The sequence below is a fragment of the Sphaerospermopsis sp. LEGE 08334 genome (assembly GCF_015207205.1).
Lineage (GTDB): Bacteria > Cyanobacteriota > Cyanobacteriia > Cyanobacteriales > Nostocaceae > Sphaerospermopsis.
Genome location: NZ_JADEXH010000001.1, coordinates 79,212 through 94,937 on the forward strand (window position 1 = coordinate 79,212; position 15,726 = coordinate 94,937).

14 protein-coding genes are annotated in these 15,726 nt (G+C 37.5%); 10 read left to right on the forward strand and 4 right to left on the reverse strand.

The features are described 5' to 3' along the window. Positions 1 to 27 precede the first annotated feature (27 nt). From psb34 to IQ237_RS00415, 7 genes are all read left to right on the forward strand, one after another. A complete protein-coding gene (gene psb34, locus IQ237_RS00385; protein WP_194051103.1) occupies positions 28 to 207 on the forward strand; it encodes a photosystem II assembly protein Psb34 in 180 nt (59 codons plus the stop codon). Between the two features lie 246 nt (positions 208 to 453). Continuing rightward, positions 454 to 2,619, forward strand: coding sequence for a tetratricopeptide repeat protein (locus tag IQ237_RS00390; RefSeq protein ID WP_194051105.1), 2,166 nt, complete (start codon positions 454 to 456; stop codon positions 2,617 to 2,619). Positions 2,620 to 2,779: 160 nt separating this feature from the next. Continuing rightward, on the forward strand, positions 2,780 to 4,660 hold the full coding sequence (locus IQ237_RS00395; RefSeq protein WP_194051107.1) for an ABC transporter ATP-binding protein: 1,881 nt from the start codon (positions 2,780 to 2,782) through the stop codon (positions 4,658 to 4,660). Positions 4,661 to 5,090: 430 nt separating this feature from the next. Beyond that, positions 5,091 to 6,332, forward strand: coding sequence for a pitrilysin family protein (locus IQ237_RS00400; RefSeq protein ID WP_194051109.1), 1,242 nt, complete (start codon positions 5,091 to 5,093; stop codon positions 6,330 to 6,332). A gap of 231 nt (positions 6,333 to 6,563) precedes the next feature. Further along, the gene (locus IQ237_RS00405) at positions 6,564 to 7,838 is read left to right on the forward strand and encodes a pitrilysin family protein (RefSeq protein ID WP_194051111.1); all 1,275 of its coding nucleotides are present in this window, start codon (positions 6,564 to 6,566) and stop codon (positions 7,836 to 7,838) included. 214 nt (positions 7,839 to 8,052) lie between these two features. Then, positions 8,053 to 8,904 carry a peptidoglycan-binding protein gene (locus IQ237_RS00410; RefSeq protein ID WP_375539890.1) on the forward strand — a complete coding sequence of 284 codons (852 nt, stop codon included), beginning with the start codon at positions 8,053 to 8,055 and terminating at the stop codon, positions 8,902 to 8,904. Positions 8,905 to 8,999: 95 nt separating this feature from the next. After that, positions 9,000 to 9,353 carry a phage holin family protein gene (locus IQ237_RS00415; protein WP_194051113.1) on the forward strand — a complete coding sequence of 118 codons (354 nt, stop codon included), beginning with the start codon at positions 9,000 to 9,002 and terminating at the stop codon, positions 9,351 to 9,353. A gap of 122 nt (positions 9,354 to 9,475) precedes the next feature. On the opposite strand, the gene IQ237_RS00420 is transcribed toward IQ237_RS00415, so the two are convergent. Together IQ237_RS00420 and IQ237_RS00425 are read right to left on the reverse strand one after the other, a co-directional pair. Then, entirely contained in the window at positions 9,476 to 9,910 is a 435-nt protein-coding gene (locus tag IQ237_RS00420) for a cobalamin biosynthesis protein (RefSeq protein ID WP_194051115.1), read from the reverse strand. Positions 9,911 to 10,361: 451 nt separating this feature from the next. Next, positions 10,362 to 11,645, reverse strand: a complete 1,284-nt coding sequence (locus IQ237_RS00425; protein WP_194051117.1) for an ankyrin repeat domain-containing protein — start codon at positions 11,643 to 11,645, stop codon at positions 10,362 to 10,364. Between the two features lie 155 nt (positions 11,646 to 11,800). On the opposite strand from IQ237_RS00425, the gene IQ237_RS00430 reads away from it, so the two are divergent. Further along, a complete protein-coding gene (locus IQ237_RS00430; protein ID WP_194051119.1) occupies positions 11,801 to 12,271 on the forward strand; it encodes a DUF4079 domain-containing protein in 471 nt (156 codons plus the stop codon). Positions 12,272 to 12,442: 171 nt separating this feature from the next. Here IQ237_RS00430 and IQ237_RS00435 read toward each other — a convergent pair whose 3' ends face one another. Next, complete coding sequence (locus IQ237_RS00435) at positions 12,443 to 13,102, reverse strand: DUF1997 domain-containing protein (RefSeq protein ID WP_194051121.1); 660 nt, start codon at positions 13,100 to 13,102, stop codon at positions 12,443 to 12,445. Between the two features lie 181 nt (positions 13,103 to 13,283). On the opposite strand from IQ237_RS00435, the gene IQ237_RS00440 reads away from it, so the two are divergent. Together IQ237_RS00440 and IQ237_RS00445 are read left to right on the forward strand one after the other, a co-directional pair. Continuing rightward, on the forward strand, positions 13,284 to 13,949 hold the full coding sequence (locus tag IQ237_RS00440; RefSeq protein WP_194051123.1) for an SDR family oxidoreductase: 666 nt from the start codon (positions 13,284 to 13,286) through the stop codon (positions 13,947 to 13,949). 59 nt (positions 13,950 to 14,008) lie between these two features. Beyond that, positions 14,009 to 14,695 carry a glycoside hydrolase family protein gene (locus tag IQ237_RS00445; RefSeq protein WP_194051125.1) on the forward strand — a complete coding sequence of 229 codons (687 nt, stop codon included), beginning with the start codon at positions 14,009 to 14,011 and terminating at the stop codon, positions 14,693 to 14,695. A 22-nt stretch (positions 14,696 to 14,717) separates the two neighbouring features. Here IQ237_RS00445 and menH read toward each other — a convergent pair whose 3' ends face one another. After that, positions 14,718 to 15,557, reverse strand: a complete 840-nt coding sequence (menH, locus tag IQ237_RS00450) for a 2-succinyl-6-hydroxy-2,4-cyclohexadiene-1-carboxylate synthase (RefSeq protein WP_194051127.1) — start codon at positions 15,555 to 15,557, stop codon at positions 14,718 to 14,720. Between the last annotated feature and the right edge of the window lie 169 nt (positions 15,558 to 15,726).

Below are 15,726 nucleotides of genomic sequence, written 5' to 3' on the forward strand. Positions count from 1 at the left end.
TAAAAGAAGATAACAAGGAAAAACTTCATGCCCTATACCAACGAAGAAGGCGGTCTTCTCAACAATTTTGCCCAAGAACCCAAGGTTTATCCAGCAGAACCACCTACGACTGGACAAAAGCGCAACTATATTATTTTAGGAATTGCTGCTGCTCTTTTGGTAGGTGGTTTAATTTTTGTCGCCTTTACCGTGTCCAATGTCAACTAAAAGCAAAAGCCAAGTAATTTAATAAAATTTAATATTTTCTACTTTTCAGGTTTCCATCTCAGGAGGAACCTGATTTTTTTTATTTTTTGCTAAAATTAAAAAGAAATTAAGTATAAATATATACGCTAATTGTGATTAAACCTGGAAAACTTGATTCATCCTGAACAAAATACATTTACCTGAAATCAGAATTAAGGAGATTTTTCAATCAGTTATGTATATTGTATTTAGGCTGTTGTAGCCACTATGAGCGTGAATGAAACTTTAACTACAGATATTTTTACCTTGAATCGGCAAGTATATCAGCGCCTAAAATTTGCTCTGAGTATAGGTTTGCGGCGACAAATATTTTTTGCTGTATGTGATGACTTACACTTGAGAAATCAAGTAGCTACTCGGTTGCATTCTACCTTGGCTTATCCAGTGGGACAAGTGTTATATCACCCAGTAGAGACAGAGGGAATTAGCACTCCAGCTTATCCACGATTAGTCACATTGCGACTTAATTTAAACGATCCCAATCCCATAGCGCAGATAAATCAATGGTTAGCTAATTATCCTCCTCCTGTGGTTGGGGAATCAAAAGACACTCCAGGCCGTCCTTTACCAATACCAGCATTTCAGATTGTAGGTGTGGAACTGCTGACGAAACAATCAGTAGCGGTACAGCGTTTGTTTCTGCACTATCTTCGATTAAGTGAACAGTATTTTTCTACCCAAGAAACCAGTTCATTTTTAGAATCTAGTTTGTTGTTTTGGGTTCCTCGTCCTTGGTTGTATGCTATTCAGCAATCAGCACCGAAATTTTGGCAATATCGAACTGGTGTATTTATATTTACTGGAGAACCAACACCAACGTTAGAAAATCGCAGTTATTCAGAAAATTTCTCTAGTTTGCGAAGTGTTGATTTAGGCAATCTAGAAAAATCAGTTGTTGATGAATCAATCACCTCACAAAAGGAGATTAACAAGGCTATTGAAGAATTTAATTTTACTGAAGATGATGATTTTTTGGAAGATACTTCTGTAAGTCTAGAATATGAATCACAGCCATTATCGACAACATCTACTAAGGAAGATATTATACCTGATCTTTCATCTTTCTTGCATATTAGTGATGAATTGATTGCACTATTCAAAGAATCACTAAATCCGAATATTGCTGAAGATGCAGAGGAAAACTTACAACCAAAACAACTACTTTGGGAAATTGAAAAATTAAAAATTAAGCAAGCTTCTGGGGAAGAACTCGCAGTAGCTTATCACAAATTAGGAACGTTGTATCGGTTACGTATTGAACAGGGACAGTCAAGTTTAGAAAACTTGATGGTAGCTATTATTGCCTATCAGGAAGCTGTTAGCTATGATGATACTTCACCCCAGCTTCCAGATACTTTAAATGATTTGGGAACACTATATTGGATGTTGCACCGCACACCAGGAAGTAGTGAAGAAGCAAAAACTTATATTCAGCAGGGAATAGAATTTTATCAGTTAGCCATCAAACTGATTACACCTGATAGTCAACCGGAAATTTATGCCCGTGTACAAAATAATTTAGCCACAGCTTATGGTGATTTAACAAGGTTTTCTAACCCGGTGGAAAATTGGCAGGAAGCAGTTACAGCTTACAATGAAGCACTGCGCTACCGCACCGAAGAAATTGATCCTTTAAAATATGCCGCTTGTCAAAATAACTTGGGGACTGCATACTGGCATTTAGGACAATATAGTGATCCTGTGGAACATCTCAAGAAAGCGATCGCAGCTTATAATTTCGCACTTGCTCACTATCAACCTAAAGATGAGCCAATTAAATATGGTATGATTCAAAATAATATTGGTACTGCTTATTGGAATTTATCTCAATATGAAACACCATTGGAAAATTTACAATTAGCAGTTGATTTTTACCGGGAAGCTTTGAAATATCGGACACCAAATAATATTCCTGCTGCTTGTGCTGCTACCAAGAATAATCTGGCTACTGCTTATTGGCATATAGCAAATTTACCACAAGTAACTAAGGAAATTCGCCAAAATTTCCTACAATTGTGCATCAAGACTTATGAAGAAACTCTCACACTGGCTAACTCTCTAAATCAGATTAATTTCAGTTTTGATGTTTTGGCAACACAGAATAACTTGGCTTTAGCCCATTATCAATTAGTTACAGATCCATCTTTCAAGGGTGATAAAAAAATTATTTCTCAGCATTTAGAAGCATCTTTAGATAATCATGTACAAGCTTTGGCTGGATTGGTAAAAAACACAGAAGGTTATCACACAACTTTCAACCATATAGTCAAAATAATTCGCACTTTTCATAATGAGTTAGGTATCCAAGGACAAAATTTGGCTTTATCTAAAGTTCCTGGTAATTTGATTCCAGATATTTTACCTAAGTTATAGGTGATTGGTGATTGGTGATTGGGAATAATATTAACCATTACCCATTACCCATTACCGATTACCAAACCTCACAGATATGAGAACTTTTGAAACCGACTTGATATACAATAGGTTTCTATTACCCGTTCTCTGTTTTCTGTTTACTTACTAACCCAGACTTATGAGAGAGACTTTTTTAGAGGTTCGCAATCTACAAGTTGAATTTTCCGGTGATGGTAGTCAGATGAAAGCTGTGGATGATATCAGCTTTAATTTACGTCGAGGTGAGACTCTAGGAATAGTGGGAGAGTCTGGAAGTGGGAAATCAGTTACAGCATTGGCTATTATGGGTTTGTTGCAATATCCCGGTAAGGTGAGTGGGGGAGAAATTAGATTTCGTCCCCAAGAAAATGCTAAACCTCTGAATTTATTAGCTTTACCTGCTGAAGAAATGCAGCTTTACCGGGGTGGAGATATGGCGATGATTTTCCAAGAACCCATGAGTTCTTTAAACCCGGTTTATAACATTGGTTTTCAGCTCACAGAAGCAATTATGCGACATCAAAAAGTTAGTATAACTGAAGCCAAAAGAATTGCGATCGCAGGTTTACAAGAAGTTAAACTTTTACCTAGTGATGAGAAAATACAACAGCAATATCTCGATAATTGGCATTTAACTCACCCAAAAACACCTCTACCCAGTGATTTTCAGTTAGCGCAATTAGTGAAGGAACATAAAGCAGCAATGTTAGAACGTTTCCCTCATGAACTTTCTGGAGGTCAGTTACAAAGGGTAATGATTGCAATGGCAATTTCTTGTAATCCTTCATTATTAATTGCTGATGAACCGACTACAGCTTTAGATGTAACTGTACAAGCAACAATTATTGATTTGATGCGAGAATTACAACAAAGCCGCGACATGGGCATGATTTTTATTAGTCATGATTTAGGCTTAATTTCTGAAATTGCTGATCAAGTTGCAGTGATGTATAAAGGTAAAATTGTTGAATATGGTTCAGCCTCACAAATATTTACTTATCCTCAACATCCATATACTAAAGGTTTAGTCGCTTGTCGTCCGACTCTTAACCGTCGTCCTCAAAAATTGCTCACTGTTTCTGATTACATGATTGTTGAAGAAAATGCCAACGGTCAAGTGATAATTCAAGCCCAAGAACCAGCAAGACCACCAGAAGTTACTAAAGAAGAAATTAACTCAAGATTAGAAAATCTCATCACACAAAAACCACTTTTACAAATTGATAATCTGAAAGTTGGGTTTCCAATTCGGGGAGTTTTTGGAGGCACAAAACGTTATCATTTAGCGGTAAATGGCGTTTCCTTTGCAGTTTATCCAGGAGAAACTTTGGGATTGGTAGGAGAATCAGGTTGTGGTAAAACTACTTTAGGTAGAACCTTATTAAGATTGATTCAACCAATGGCTGGTAAAATTATTTTTGATGGGCAAAATATCACTTATTTCCAAGGAGAAAGGCTACAGAAATTAAGACGTAAAATGCAAATTGTTTTTCAAAATCCCTTTAGTTCTCTTGACCCAAGAATGAAAATTGGGGAAGCAATTATTGAACCTTTGTTAATTCATTCTGTGGGAAAAACCCAACAACAAAGAAAAGAAAGAGCAGCAGAACTTTTAGAAAGAGTGGGATTAAGTGCTGATGACATGAAACGCTACCCCCATCAATTTTCTGGTGGTCAACGTCAACGCATTTGTATTGCGCGGTCTTTAGCTTTAAATCCTAAGTTTATTATTTGTGATGAATCAGTTTCCGCTTTGGATGTTTCCGTACAAGCGCAAGTTTTGAATTTGTTAAAAGAACTGCAACAAGAATTTCAATTGACTTATATTTTTATTTCCCATGATTTAAGTGTGGTGAAATTTATGAGCGATCGCATTTTAGTCATGAATCAAGGTAAAATTGTGGAATCAGGTACATCTGAAAGTATTTATCGTCAACCAAAAGAAGAATATACTCAAAAATTAATTGCTGCTATCCCTACAGGTAGTCCTGAACGTATGAAAAACCGCGATTTCAATTAAAGAATTCCGGGGAAAATGGGGAGGTATCAAATCAAACTTCAAACTTCAAACGTCAAAATTACAGCAGTTTTCATGTCTTTAGACCACAGTAAGGGCGAAGCATTCGGACAATTAATTATCGGTTTTTACTTAAGACTATCATCCAAATGCTTCGCCCCTACATTGTTGACGCGAAACCTAAATCAAAATGTGGTTTATTTACCTGAAAATAGCTGTAATAACTCCCGTTCCCAATCACCAATCACCAATCACCAATCACCAATCACCAGTCACCAATCAACGTCTGCAATTTAGCTGACAGCAAAAAAAAACTGTATATTTAGATACAAAAATCAACAAAATTTAGAGTTAAAATGACAAAAATAGGTCAAATTATAATTGAACCTACAAAAAATTGACAAACTACATACCCAACAAAATACCTAACACAGTGTTTCCAGCCTCGGTTTTGCGCCTAGACAACGGTTTGACATTTATTCATCAGGAGATACCCGCTACCCCTGTAGTAGTGGCAGATGTTTGGGTGCGTGCGGGAGCAAACTTAGAACCAGAACCGTGGTTTGGCATGGCGCACTTTTTGGAACACATGATATTTAAAGGTACAGACACCTTAGCACCAGGGGAATTTGATTATAACATTGAAAAAATGGGTGGTGTGAGTAATGCAGCAACGAGCCATGATTATGCACACTACTACCTAGCTACAGCTACCCCTTACCTGGCAGACACCTTACCCCATTTAGGCGAACTATTGCGAAATGCAGCAATTTCCGCAGATGAATTTATTCGGGAACGAGATGTAGTATTAGAAGAAATTCGCTCTTGTGCAGATGATCCTGATGCCATAGGATTTGAAGCACTACTGAAAAACGTCTATCAAAACCATCCTTACGGACGTTCTATATTAGGTACTGAGCATGATTTAATGCAGCATTCACCAGAAGCGATGCGGTGTTTTCATCGTTCCCACTACCAACCAGAAAACATGACAGTAGTAGTTGTAGGGGGAGTGGAACAGGACACAGCTTGGGAAATTGTCAATAGAACATTTACAAAATTTAGTGATGACGCAAATTTTCCTGTATCTGAGAAAATAGCACCACCAATAATTACAGGCATTCAAAAACAGGAGTTAATATTACCACGCCTAGAGCAAGCGCGGTTAATGATGGCTTGGGTAGCACCAGGAGTAGAACAACTCAAAGATGCAAATGGTTTAGATTTGCTATCAGTTATATTAGCACAAGGAAGAACTTCCCGGTTAGTGCATGACTTACGAGAAGACAAACAATTAGTACAGGCAATTTGTAGTAATTTTTCCCTACAAAGGGAGTCAAGTTTATTGACAATTACCGCTTGGTTAGAACCAGAATATCTGGATAGAGTAGAGAATTTAATTCAGGAGCATTTACACAATTTGCAAACAACAGGTATTAGCGAGCAAGAACTGAAGCGCACGCAAATATCACTTTGTAATGATTATGCCTTTGCAACGGAAACACCAAATCAGTTAACATCTCTTTATGGTTACTATAATACAATAGCCCAAGCTGAATTAGCCGTTACCTACCCACAGCAAATTCAGTCCTTTGATACTCAAGAACTGCAAAAATTAGCACAAAATTATCTTTCACCGCAAAATTACGCAGTTACTATTCTCAAGCCATATTAATAGGTGACAGGGAACAGGTGACAGGTGACAGTAACAAGGGAATAGGGAATAGGGGAGAAGAATTTTAGATTTTAGACTTTAGATTTTAGATTGGATTTGACAAAAACAGTCCAAAATCCAAAATAAATAACTCCTGAACTCCTGAACTCCTGATTTCTGTCACCTGTCACCTGTCACCTGTCACCTGTCACCTAGCTGCCTCCTTCCATCATTAACCTGTTAAAAGTAAGAATGCAAAATATAAATAATTCTCAGACTTCTATCTATCGGACTGTATTACCAAATGGTATTGTTTTATTGGTAGCAGAAAACCCAGCAGCGGATATTATTGCGGGGAGAATTTTTATCCGTGCAGGTAGCTGTTATGAAAAAGTAGAAAAAGCAGGTTTAGCACATTTGTTATCAGCAGTGATGACAAAAGGTTGTGATGGTTTATCTAGCTTAGAAATTGCAGAAAAAGTCGAGTCTGTGGGTGCGAGTTTAAGTATTGATGCGGGTACAGATTATTTTTTGCTGTCGTTAAAAACAGTAACTGCTGATTTTGCCGAAATTTTAGCATTGTCTGGTTTGTTATTGCGATCGCCCACATTTCCCGAAAACCAAATCGAACTAGAAAAAAGGTTAGCACTACAAGACATTCGCTCCCAAAAAGAGCAACCTTTTAACCTCGCTTTTGAACAAATGCGACAAGCAATGTACCAAGAACACCCTTATTCTCGGTCGGTTTTAGGTACAGAAGCCACTCTTAGCAGTATAACTCGTACAGACTTAGCAGAATTTCACCAAGTTCATTTTCGTCCAGATAACATGGTCATCAGTATTGCTGGACGTATCACACCAGAAGCAGCACAAGAATTAGTCACAAAAGTTTTTGGTGATTGGCAACCACCAACCGAACCACGACATATACTAGATTTACCTGCAATTTCTGTTACACCAAAATCTTGTCTCAAACCCTTAAATACACAACAGTCAATTGTGATGTTGGGTTATATGGGTCCATCAGTCAGCGCCCCTGGATACCCCGCCCTCAAATTGTTAGCTACATACCTGGGAAATGGGCTTTCTAGCCGCTTATTTGTAGAATTACGAGAAAAAAGAGGTTTAGCTTATGAAGTCTCTGCTATTTACTCTACACGCCTCTTTCCCGCCTCATTTATAGTTTATATGGGGACAGCACCAGAAAATACCAGTATAGCTCTTGATGGATTGCGCCAAGAAGTAGAAAGACTGTGTAATACTGAACTATCTGCGGAGGAACTACAAACAGCTAAAAATAAAATCTTGGGACAGTATGCCCTCGGTAAACAAACTAACGGACAAATTGCTCAAATATACGGTTGGTATGAAATTCTAGGTTTAGGAATAGAATTTGATCATGAATTTCCTGAACTCATTAACAAAGTCAGTCCTAAGTTAGCAATGACAGCAGCTAATAGTTATTTACAGGAACCTTATGTGTCTTTAGTCGGTCAAGAGGAAGCAATTAAATCAGTCATCAGTTAACATATCGTTTCTGTTGCATCAAGCATAATATAGCCGTGTACAGAGTAGTTAGGGGATGCTGAATAAACCAAAAAGGCTCATAAAAAAGACGGTAGGTGCTTTCGTTATAGCGTCTTGAGTCTGAAAAACCTTGCACTTTTCTGGGCGGCCAGAAATGAAAAAATGTCTTTAATTCTCCTACTGACTCCTGACTCCTGCTATCAAAAACTGTAAGATGAGCATAATAATATCCCAGGTAGATGATATGAAATATCACTTGATAAAGAGTATTTACCACTATTCAAGAAAAAAACAGTCCTGTTGCTTACTTTTATTTTCCGTTACCCCTTTACTGTTTGCCTCCTCTGCTAGAGTATCAATAGCAGCACCTATAGAAATTGCCCAAGCCAGTACAGTAGGTAACATCAACCGCCCTACCTTGCAAATAGGTAGTCAAGGTGAACGAGTCTCAGAACTGCAAGCAGCACTGAAACTGTTAGGGTTTTATACAGGTGCAGTAGATGGCGTTTATCAAGAAGGTACAGCTAGGGCTGTTTCTCAGTTTAAACAAGCAGCGGGCTTAAAATCAGATGGTATTGTAGATACTCTTACTTGGCAAAGACTTTTCCCTAATGTATCAACCATTGCTACCAATACCTTGCCAACTGTTGTCCCAACAACCAACAGTAATAATTTGATATTTCCTGCTCAACCCAGTAGAAACACTAGGGTTAATAACGCCACAGTTGTACCAAAACCGAATCCTCCCAAACCAACCACAACTGCCCAAAATAAGCCTAACACCAGCTTTCAGCCAACTCCGCCCAATCAGCGAAATCCTAAGGTTCAATATACTACAGCCGGATGGCCTATTTTGCGTTTAGGCAACACAGGCTCAGAAGTAAGCAAATTACAAAGACTACTACAAACCTTGGGATTTTTAAAAGGTAGTATAGATGGAGACTTTGGTATTACCACTGAAGCAGCAGTTAAAGCTGCTCAAGTTCGTTATGGGTTACAACCAGATGGTGTGGTTGGTGGAGCTACTTGGGAAGCTTTCGTGCGGCGACTACCCAAGCAACGTTGAAAAAATTAAAAATTAACAATGACTGCATTGAGTTTGAAGATATCAACTGTAGAATCAATCTCAAATCCAAAATCTAAAATCCAAAATTGGATGAAATGAAACACTTTTTATTAACTTGGCTGGGTACAGCGTTAGCATTATTGGTAACATCTCAAATTGTACCAGGTTTCATTATCAAGACTTTTGTAGCGGCCTTGGGTGCTGCTATTGTCATCGGGTTGGTAAATGCCATCATTCGCCCAATTTTGAGTGTTTTAGCATTTCCCATTACCCTGATTACTTTTGGTTTATTTACCTTTGTCATTAATGCCTTAACTCTGTGGTTAGCAAGTGCTATCATTCCCGGTTCAGGTTTTGAAATTCAGGGTTTTATCCCCGCTTTTCTCGGCTCTATTGTACTGGCAATTGTTTCCAGTATTATTAATTATGTACTGAGAGTAGTAGATTGAAGAAGGCAGAAGGTATTTAGGTGACAGGTGACAGGTAACAGGTGACAGGTAACAGGTGACAGGTGACAGGTAACAGGTGACAGGTGACAGAATAAGAGTCAGCAAAAAAGTTAATTTTTACCCTACACTCTACATCCTGCAACTGCTATAGTCACTGCGCCTACTTCCCCTGGTAAACGAAAAATTTGCTTGGGAACTAATAAACTCACTTCTAAAGTCTTATGAGATGCTGCTAAAATAGCTGCTGCTTCTGCTACACTCGGTGTTCCTACTATTTCTGTAATTCTTTTACCAGGGTTGGGAACACTTACACCAGCTAAAACTTCTGCGGTGAATGTTTGTAGAGGTAAATTATGTTCTCGGCAAAATTCTCTTAAACCCAATTCTGAAGCTTTAATATCAATGGTGGCAATACCCGCAATATCTGTATAGACAAGCTGATATTCTTGAAATACTTTTTCAATAGCCGCACCAACTAACTGGGGAGAAATTCCTTTCAGACAACCGATACCTACCCATAGGGAGTTTACCAATTTTTGCACAGATGCGGTAGTCATAACCAATCACCCAAACTGAATATCAAAAATCTCAAAATTTAATTATTTATATAGAATCGTTCCAAAAGCTTATCAATAGGCAGAAAATCACACTCAAGAGAGATTGATTTTATGTTATTGTAAATTGTGATACACAAAAAATGATAATTCCAATACTGTCGCGAAAAAAGAAATTGATATATTAGGTAAATCTAGCACAGTAGGAAACATCGAGGGATAGAGAACGCAAAGGTAAAGGTAAAAGGTAAATTAAGTCTTCAAGTTTACTTTTTTTCTACCCTTGTAACTCAAGCTTTTGATAATCTTGATGTTTCAATTTTTTGTTTCTCCGTCGTAGCAAAATCACATCAGTTACGGCGGAGTTTTGCTTAATAAGTTTTGTAGAGTAGGTGACAGGTGACAGGTGACAGGTGAAAGAGGTACAAGTTTGTTAACGTCTATTTTTCTTTATTCACTCTTTTGCCCCTGCTTGTCGTAAAATATTTGCCATTGTCCGATAACTGTTAAATTCTGCAATCATTAAAGCTGTATAACCACCTTGGTTTTTTAAGTTCACATCCGCCCCATTATTAACTAACATCTGCACAGCTTGAGTATAACCCTCTGATGCAGCATACATTAATGCTGTTGCACCTGCGGTGTCTTGAAAATTCACATCTGCACCTTTTTCTATTAGCAGTTGGAATATATCTGGATGGTTGCTAACTAAAGCTTTTACCAAAGCAGTTTTCCCATCATCTGCTATAACATTGATGTTAGCACCATTGTCAAGTAATACTTTGACTGTTTGGGTGTGTCCTTGAGATACTGCTAAGGTGAGGGCAACTTCCCCAAAGTTCTTTTTATTGGGATCTGCTCCTGCACTCATTAAAGCTGCTACTATTTCGCTATATCCTTGGAATGCGGCTATCAGTAAGGGTGTATCTCCTAGATGATTTCTAATTTCTACATCTGCACCGTGTTTAATTAAGATTTTGACTATATCTAAATAGTCTTCAACCACAGCAAAGTGTAATGCTGTTTCTCCTTCTTTGTCTTGATGATTAATTTCTGCACCTGCATCTAATAAAGCTGTAATAATGTTACTATGTCCTGCTGCGGCTGCGGCTAAAAGTGCTGTACTGCCATCGGGGTTTTTGATGTTGGGATCAGCACCGTGTAATAACAGTGTTTGTACTATATCTAAAGTTCCCAAGTCTGCGGCTATGATTAAAGGTGTTTCACCTTCTGCATCTGGGGTGTTGACAAAATTACTTTTTTGTAGTAAGGCTTTGACAATTGCTGTATAACCTTGTTTGATGGCAAGTTTTAAGGCGTTATCATTATCTGTATCGGTGATACTAGCATCCGCACCAGCATTTAAGAGTATTTGTACAATTTCCAGATGACCTTTTTGAGTTGCTGCCATTAAAGCGGTGCTGCCATCTTCATTAACGGCATTGATATCCGCATCTTTAGATATTAAAAGCTTCACAATATCAACTTGATTATTGCTTGCAGCCAACATTAAAGCTGTTAATCCGTAGGTTTTTCTAGGTAAATTGATGTTAGCGCCAAAATCTAGGAGCGATCGCACAATTTCCGTATAACCCAAATTAGCGGCAAACATTAATGCTGTAGTGCCATTGCGATCGCATCCATCCACATTAGCACCAGTAGCTAATAGTTCACCAACCCGCTTGATATCGCCGCTTTTTGCCGCATTCAGCAGTAAATTATCATTTTTGTCAATCATAAAAGAAATTCCGCCCTGGTGGAAATTGCTTGATTTAGCATCAAAAATTAGTTTGTGCTTGTTGTTTGCACTTTAGCAAGAGATAAAAAACAAGATAGTCCTGAATCAATTTATGCTAAGTTTTATTAAGATTTAATAATTTGGATAACCAAGCGATGAGTTTAGAACTTTCTCCAGAGGTCAAATTTGGGTTAAACTTCCTGCACCCAACAATGATGTGGATATTATTAGCACTCTCCTTGTATGCAGCATACTCAGGTTTACAAGTCCAGCGTACCAGAAATGCTTCAGCAGAAGAAAGAAAAGAACTAATTAAAGCTAAATTTAATGATAAACACGAGAAAATGGGGGCTATCATCTTGGCGTTGATGGTAGCAGGTTCAATTGGTGGTATGGCTGTTACTTATATCAATAACGGTAAATTATTTTTTGGACCACACTTGTTAGCGGGTTTGGGGATGACTGGTTTAATCGCATTTTCTGCGTCTTTGTCTCCCTTCATGCGAAAAGGGGCAAATTGGGCGCGGGCGACTCATATTTTGTTGAATTTTGGGATTTTAGGGCTGTTTATTTGGCAAGCTGTTTCTGGGGTAGAAATTGTCCTCAAAATTCTCAGCAACGCATAGAAGGCAGGAGTCAGGAGTTTTTTATTTTGGATTTTGGATTTTGGATTTTGGATTTTGGATTGTTTTTGTCAACTCCAATCTAAAATCTAAAATCTAAAATTTTTCTCCCCTATTCCCTGTTTCCTTTTTACTGTCACCTGTCACCTGTCACCTGTCACCTGTCACCTATGACTAATGACCAAAAAACTTTTTCTTGGGATGAAAAGGAATATTGAGAGAGTTATGAAAATCTTCTTGAACTTTGTGAGTTAAACGACGGGAGACTTGACGGACAATTTGATGCAGTAGGCGATCGCCTGTAGACTGAATTAAAGCATGGGGTAAACGGTGAATAAATCTGGGAAAATGCAGATCAACAATCAACTCTAACTGCCATTCTACCCTAGTCATCCCCGGCAAACTTTCTACTAATTCCAAAGACGCATTATAGTCTACATCATAACCAGGGGCTTGATAGTCTGGGATAGGAATTGTACGGATGTGGTATTTACCTTCCTGTGGTGCTAACAATTCCAAACCTATTTTTGGTTCTACCTCATAGCCAAAAGCGCCAAAGCGGCCAATGACCAAAGCATAACCATTTTTACCCAAAGGTTCAACCCTCATAGGTTCAGCGCAACGCACAAACCATGAAGAATGGGAATTGAGATATTCAGCAACCTGTTCTTGAGAAGCATACATTTCCATGCAGTCTTGATGACGACTATGGAATTTACTAGGACCTACATGAGATTCTTTAGCTGGTGTTTCATCTGAGGTTACGCTTGAACCCGCTGGTAAAACTGATTCAGTTATTTCCAAGGTTTGAAATTCCCAGTTGTTTGCTACCATAAATGCGTTTTCTGTATAGTTAAAAAGTTTGTCTATACCAATGATTCCCAATCAGGGGGAGTTTGTTCACACAAAAATACAAATTTCATCAAAACATCAAAAAGTCTGTTATCACCTCCATAGAATCACTACAATTAAGAACGAAAACAGCACATATTAGTTTCTCAGGATAGCGTAAATCATGAAAGTATTTGTAGCAGGTGCAACAGGTGAAACCGGTCGCCGCATTGTACAAGAGTTAGTAGCCAAAAATATTCCCGTTCGTGCTTTGGTACGGGATCAGGAAAAAGCTAAAGCTATCCTATCTCCTGAAGTTGAGTTAGTTGTGGGGGATGTGTTATCACCAGAAACCCTAACTGCTGCCATAGGTGATAGTACAGTAGTTCTGTGCGCTACTGGTGCAAGACCCAGTTTTGATCCTACAGGACCCTATCAAGTAGATTTTCAAGGTACGAAAAACTTAGTTGATGTAGCAAAAGCCAAGCAAATTGATCATTTTATCCTGGTTTCTTCTTTGTGTGTTTCCCAGTTTTTTCATCCGCTAAACTTGTTTTGGTTAATTTTAGCCTGGAAAAAACAAGCTGAGGAATACATACAGAAAAGTGGACTCACTTATACAATTGTCAGACCAGGAGGGCTGAAAAACGAAGATAACACGGATGGGATAGTTATGCAAGGCGCTGATACTTTATTTGATGGTAGCATCCCCCGGCAAAAAGTAGCTCAAGTTTGTGTCGAGTCTTTGTTTGAAAATGCTGCACGTAATAAAATTGTCGAGATTGTCGCTAAACCTGAAGTTACCCCTAAAAGCTTCCAGGAATTATTTCAAGGAATAGGTAATGGGTAATTGGTAATTGGTAATTGGTGATTGGTAAAATAACTATTCCCTGTTCCCTGCTATAACCAATGACTATTAAATTCAAAGGTGTAGAAAAATTAATTGGTCCGATTGCATCACTTCTGGCTTTTGTGTATCTTTTTCAATGGTACATTTTTGGTAATTTGCAATCAACAACAGATCCGAGATTTGAGCGAAAAAATCCGCCTTTGGTGATGAAAGACGGAGATCCTTACATCCGTGCTTTGATGCGGACGATTTCTTTTAGTGAGTCTAATACTCAACGTCCTTATTCTGTGTTATATGGTGGTAAACAGGTGAATGATTTGAGTCGTCATCCACAGATATGCGTAACCATTGTCAATGGTCCAAATCAAGGAAATTGTTCTACTGCTGCGGGTAGATATCAAATTATTAATACTACTTGGTATGACATTGCACCCCGTTATCATCCTCATCCCCCTGGGTTGAGATTTTGGCATAGTTATAGTTTTGACGCTGAATATCAAGATATAGTTGTTTATCGTTGGTTGAATGATTCTAAAGTTTGGGGAATTGATATTTCTCAACAGTTACGTAATGGCAAATTAAATGATGTTTTACGCCGACTTTCTCCCACTTGGACAAGTTTAGGATATGGGATAGAAACTAATTCTAATACTCGTTTTTTACCTCAAGTTTATCAAAAGGTTTTACAAGAAGAATTAGCACTACCATCATCAAATTCTCTGCCAGATTCACAACAAATCAGGTAATTTGAGATTTGAAAATTGTAGTTTAGTTTTCTAACAAAAATTTTCCGACATGATCCACAAAATCCCGTGTATTTTCTAAGTGAATATTATGTCCAGCTTTTTGAATGACTTGCAGTTGAGTTACTAATGGATTTCTGTAATACATTGCTGTATTAATATGAACAAATTTTTCATCATATTCACCTACTAATAAAAGTAACGGAATTTGATTTGCTTCTATTTTTGTCCACAAAGAAGGTTGGTATCCATTACCCATAAATTGCAAAGATTTGGCAAGTGCTAAAGGATTATTTTCTAACCTACTTTCTATCATCTTTTGATATGCTGGATGATTTTTGATATTACCAAAAATTGGCTGATTATACCAATTGTGCAAAAAAAACTGAAATTCCGATTTATCAATCATCCTAATTAATTTTCGGGTAATTTTATAATCACTTTTAATCCTGGATAATCTTTCTGCATCTGTTGGTAAACCAGGAGAAGCAGATTCTAATACAACTTTGATAAATCTTTCTGGAAAATGTAAAGTGAGATATAATCCTAATCTTCCTCCCATTGAATAACCAACTAAAAAACATTGTGCTATTTCTAATTCATCTAATAAGTTGATGATAGCTTGGGCGGTATTTTCTATTTTATAACATTCATCACCGCATAAAACTTTTGTTTTACCATGTCCTGGCAAATCCAGGGTAAGATAAGAAAAATCATCACCTAATAGTTGAATTGCTTCATCAAATTCATGAATATTACCCATAAAACCATGTAAAAACAGAATTACTGGTTTACGAGAGTTTTTATTAAAGGAATAGTGAAAATGATAGTTTTTATTCAATGGGGTTATTTGTTGAGTTTGCATTGATTTTAAGTGGTCGTGCAAAATAAATTTTATATTTGGGAGAGGGAATAGGGAACTCTTAACAGGGTACAGATAAGAAATACAGAGATTTTTGTTTGTTCCAAAAATGTTAAATTAATTTTGCCCAGGTACTTAATAAATATTTTTATCATGTCATCTATAATAATAT

Excerpts from the sequence above, each read along its gene's own strand:
- psb34 (WP_194051103.1), top strand. The coding sequence starts at position 28 with ATGCCCTATACCAACGAAGAAGGCGGTCTTCTCAACAATTTTGCCCAA.
- IQ237_RS00390 (WP_194051105.1), top strand. The coding sequence starts at position 454 with ATGAGCGTGAATGAAACTTTAACTACAGATATTTTTACCTTGAATCGG.
- IQ237_RS00395 (WP_194051107.1), top strand. The coding sequence starts at position 2,780 with ATGAGAGAGACTTTTTTAGAGGTTCGCAATCTACAAGTTGAATTTTCC.
- IQ237_RS00405 (WP_194051111.1), top strand. The coding sequence starts at position 6,564 with ATGCAAAATATAAATAATTCTCAGACTTCTATCTATCGGACTGTATTA.
- IQ237_RS00410 (WP_375539890.1), top strand. The coding sequence starts at position 8,053 with ATGAGCATAATAATATCCCAGGTAGATGATATGAAATATCACTTGATA.
- IQ237_RS00415 (WP_194051113.1), top strand. The coding sequence starts at position 9,000 with ATGAAACACTTTTTATTAACTTGGCTGGGTACAGCGTTAGCATTATTG.
- IQ237_RS00420 (WP_194051115.1), bottom strand. The coding sequence starts at position 9,910 with ATGACTACCGCATCTGTGCAAAAATTGGTAAACTCCCTATGGGTAGGT.
- IQ237_RS00425 (WP_194051117.1), bottom strand. The coding sequence starts at position 11,645 with ATGATTGACAAAAATGATAATTTACTGCTGAATGCGGCAAAAAGCGGC.
- IQ237_RS00430 (WP_194051119.1), top strand. The coding sequence starts at position 11,801 with ATGAGTTTAGAACTTTCTCCAGAGGTCAAATTTGGGTTAAACTTCCTG.
- IQ237_RS00435 (WP_194051121.1), bottom strand. The coding sequence starts at position 13,102 with ATGGTAGCAAACAACTGGGAATTTCAAACCTTGGAAATAACTGAATCA.
- IQ237_RS00440 (WP_194051123.1), top strand. The coding sequence starts at position 13,284 with ATGAAAGTATTTGTAGCAGGTGCAACAGGTGAAACCGGTCGCCGCATT.
- IQ237_RS00445 (WP_194051125.1), top strand. The coding sequence starts at position 14,009 with ATGACTATTAAATTCAAAGGTGTAGAAAAATTAATTGGTCCGATTGCA.
- menH (WP_194051127.1), bottom strand. The coding sequence starts at position 15,557 with ATGCAAACTCAACAAATAACCCCATTGAATAAAAACTATCATTTTCAC.